The organism is Candidatus Omnitrophota bacterium (assembly GCA_016929445.1).
Taxonomy (GTDB): domain Bacteria; phylum Omnitrophota; class Gorgyraeia; order JAFGIU01; family JAFGIU01; genus JAFGIU01.
This window is the reverse complement of record JAFGIU010000028.1, coordinates 1-3,473: the sequence shown is the minus strand read 5'-3', so window position 1 is coordinate 3,473 and position 3,473 is coordinate 1. Positions and strand designations below refer to the sequence as shown.

At 55.7% G+C, this 3,473-nt stretch carries 5 protein-coding genes; 1 reads left to right on the top strand and 4 read right to left on the bottom strand.

Annotated features, from left to right (window positions below):
* Window positions 1–60: 60 nt before the first annotated feature.
* From JW937_02500 to JW937_02490, 3 genes are read right to left on the bottom strand one after another with little or no spacing between them, the layout of a single operon-like run.
* A complete protein-coding gene (locus JW937_02500; GenBank protein ID MBN1586281.1) occupies window positions 61–354 on the bottom strand; it encodes an acylphosphatase in 294 nt (97 codons plus the stop codon).
* 25 nt (window positions 355–379) lie between these two features.
* Complete coding sequence (locus JW937_02495) at window positions 380–967, bottom strand: DNA-3-methyladenine glycosylase I (protein MBN1586280.1); 588 nt, start codon at window positions 965–967, stop codon at window positions 380–382.
* Window positions 968–986: 19 nt separating this feature from the next.
* Complete coding sequence (locus tag JW937_02490; protein ID MBN1586279.1) at window positions 987–1,478, bottom strand: hypothetical protein; 492 nt, start codon at window positions 1,476–1,478, stop codon at window positions 987–989.
* A gap of 135 nt (window positions 1,479–1,613) precedes the next feature.
* Between JW937_02490 and JW937_02485 the strand changes: the two genes are divergently transcribed.
* Window positions 1,614–2,339 (top strand): class I SAM-dependent methyltransferase, encoded by a 726-nt coding sequence (locus JW937_02485; GenBank protein ID MBN1586278.1) that lies wholly within the window; start codon window positions 1,614–1,616, stop codon window positions 2,337–2,339.
* Between the two features lie 37 nt (window positions 2,340–2,376).
* Here the strand turns inward: JW937_02485 and JW937_02480 are convergent.
* Window positions 2,377–3,473, bottom strand: a 1,097-nt coding sequence (locus JW937_02480; GenBank protein MBN1586277.1) for a DEAD/DEAH box helicase, incomplete at its 5' end; no start/stop codon positions are given.

Genomic DNA, 3,473 nt, shown 5'->3' with positions numbered 1-3,473 from the left:
GGTTGTGCCTTTCAATCTCCTGTCTAAGACGCCGGATCTCTTTCTTGGCCTCAGATGCCTTCATCGGTATCGAATCTCAAACCCCTGTTCCAGGGGCGCGCGTTGTTCCCAGGAGATCTGCTCGTCCTCAATCCCGCGGCCCAGCATGCCGGAGCGAATCGCCTTGAGCAACGCGCTCACGCGTTCCCTGGGCCCCTGGGCCCGCATCTCAACGCCTCCATCCGGAAGATTCCGGACCCAACCGGAAAGCCCTTGCTCCGCGGCCATGGCCTGGACTGTGTAGCGGAAGCCGACTCCCTGAACCCGGCCCGAATAGCGCACGTGAACTGTGGTGAGTGTGGAAGTATTATCCATATCGAACTTATTATTTTATCACAGCTTATGGCCGAGACACCGAAGAGATCCCCTTGATCTCGGCATACCGGAAGCAGTCCACGGTGTGGTCATTGACCATGCCCACGGCTTGCATGAATGCATAGCAGATCGTCGGCCCCACAAAATTGAAGCCCCATTTCTTGAGATCCTTACTCATCCTATTGGACTCAGGAGTCTGCGCAGGAAGTTCGCGCAAAGAGCGCCAAGCATTCTGTATGGGGGTGCTGTCGACATATCGCCACAGGAACGCACTGAGAGTCCCGAACTCCTCTTGAATGGCTAGGACACCCTGCGCGTTCCTGACAGCGGATTCTATCTTGAGGCGATTGCGTACGATGCCGGAATCGGCAAGCAGCCGGTTGAGATCCTTTTTGGAATAGCGGGCCACTCTTTCAGGGTCAAAAGCGTGAAAGGCTTTCCGGTAATTCTCCCGCTTCTTCAATATGGTCAGCCAGCTCAGACCCGCCTGCGCTCCCTCAAGGACCAGCATTTCAAACAGATGGCGATCCTCATGAGCCGGGAGACCCCATTCATGATCATGATAGGCAATGTAAAGAGGGTCATTGCCGCACCATTCGCATCTGTTCCGCAATCCAGATCCCAAACCGGGACTAATTCCTGTTAATGGCGATGTCTCTCAACACCGGATACGAGTAGTGCAGAGAAACTTTCTTCACGTCATCTTCCAACGGGAACAGGAGATTGATATACCGGGTGCCTGCTTTTACGGGCGTCTTCACGTAATTCCCGACCACCCAAGCTCCTTCATCATCAGGGGAAGACACAGCCAGCGACATTGCGCGGCTCCGCCCGCGGTCCTCGGACGCCACGTCATCTCCGTGATAATAAAACGTATTGAAATCAGGAGACCACAGCGTCATATCTTTGGGAACTTCAACCTCCAACGCAATGATCAATCCTTTGGTTCTTTCAGAGTCTTCCCATGTCACCGCATTGCCGTTGACACCGTCCAAACGCGTCACGACTTTTGTACTGAGGACTTTAAAGCTAATTTGGTCTGTCTCGCCTGCGAAACCGGCTGTGGGTGCCGCTCCCAAAAGAAGCACAGACACCATCAGTGCATAGAACCACATACGTCTCATTTCCGTTCTCCTTGTTTTTGTAGTTCAAGAGACCCGACTATTTTACACGAATTCGCGAAAAACGCAGATTCCGGGGTTGATTCCCTTCCTCAAAATACGTATGCTATTGAAACTATGGAATTCTCTCAAGAAGTCATGGTATCTAGACTTAAGGGCTTCTACGGCGACGTGGCCCGGCGCCAAAACTTCTGGATTGCCTCGGAAATCGCAGGAAAGAAGGTCTTGGATGTGGGCTGCGGATACGGGCTTCTGGTGGATTTTCTGCGCCGGCAGGACTATGACGTTACAGGAGTGGATCTGGATGAGGATTCTCTCACCCACGCAGCCAGACTCTTCCCCAAATCAACAATCCTCCACTTGGACGGGTATGATCTTCCCTATGCAGACGAAAGCTTTGATACGGTTATCTTCAGGGAAAGCATTCATCATATGGACCGGGAAAAGGCCTTTAGGGAAGCCGCCCGGCTGGCCAAGTACCGGATTATTGTTTTCGACCCCAATCCTTCTCCCTGGATCAAGTTTTGCCGCAAATTGGCCAAGCATGTGGACGAGGAGACTTCTTTCAAAGAAGTGACGGAAGCTCTCAAGCAAACGGGACTTTCTATCAAGCGGGCGGAATTCCTGGAGACCTTTGCGTTTCCGGCCAGCGGCGGGTTTGTGGGGACTCCCCTCATACCCAATTGGGCTTGGTTCAAAAAAATGATCCTCGGGCTGGACGCAATCGTCACGCGCGGTCTCCAGCTCGCTCACTTGGATCGCCTGTTCTGCTGGAGGTTCCTGATAACGGCAGATAAAACAAAAACCGCCAAGTCCGGCTATAGCCCCTCGTTCCTGCATCCTTCACACTCCGTACCCGCCTAGAAGACCTCACACAACACTTTTTGTATTAGACGCGCGTCTAGCCGGTACGCCTCCGGGCAACCGGCTTGCGGCGGCTGCTCCAGACCGTTCCGCCACGTCGCGAACCGCTCAGCTTGGCGCCGGCCCGGCGTGGGCGTTCGGGCTGCTGATCCGTGCCGGGCTCAAAGCCCTCCACGCGACGGCGCGGAATCGGGGTGCCGATCATGCGTTCGGTGGCGCTCACCCATCCGCGGTCGCTGCTGGTGATAAACGTACAGGCAATCCCTGCAAGTTCCGCGCGGCCAGTGCGGCCTATGCGATGGGTATAAGCCTCCGGCGTGCTCGGCACATCAAAATTGATCACGTGGGAAACACCACTCACGTCGATACCGCGTGCCGCAATGTCTGTTGCCACCAGAATATCGTAGCGGCGCGAACGAAATCCGTTCATGGCCTGATCGCGCTGAGACTGGGACATATTCCCCTGAAGGCCCACGGCGCGGTGGCCTGACTTGCTCAACTGGTCTGCCAGGCGCTTGGCACGATGCTTTGTGCGCGTGAAAACAATCGCCGAATTGCAGTTGTCATTTGTGAGCACATTTTCGAGCAAATCGCGCTTCCGCTCCTCTGAAACCGGATACAACGCGTGGTCGATAGTTGAGGCCGGCGCAGAACCCGCCAACTCGACCAAGTGCGGGTTTTTCAGCAGTTCGTCGGCCAGCCCGCGAACTTCCTTGGGCATCGTGGCTGAAAAGAGCAGGTTCTGCCGGCGAGCCGGAAGTGCCGCCAGGATTTTGCGGATATCCTTGAGGAATCCCATATCGAACATGTGGTCTGCTTCGTCAAGCACGAGAGTCTCGATCTGGCCGAGGCGAAGCACCCCCTGCTGGAGCAGATCGAGCACACGGCCCGGGCAACCCACCACAATCTCCGGCCGCTCGCGCAGTGTATTGATCTGGTTGCGCATTGAGACACCGCCGTAGACGGTGACCAGTTTCAAACGGGTGAATTTTGACAGAACGCGGATTTCAGCCGCAATCTGGGTGGCGAGCTCCCGGGTTGGGGCAAGCACCAAGGCACGAGGCCCCTTGCCGCTCTTCTCAAGAAGCCGGTTGAGCAGCGGCAGCGCAAAGGCCGCTGTCTTGCCGGTTCCGG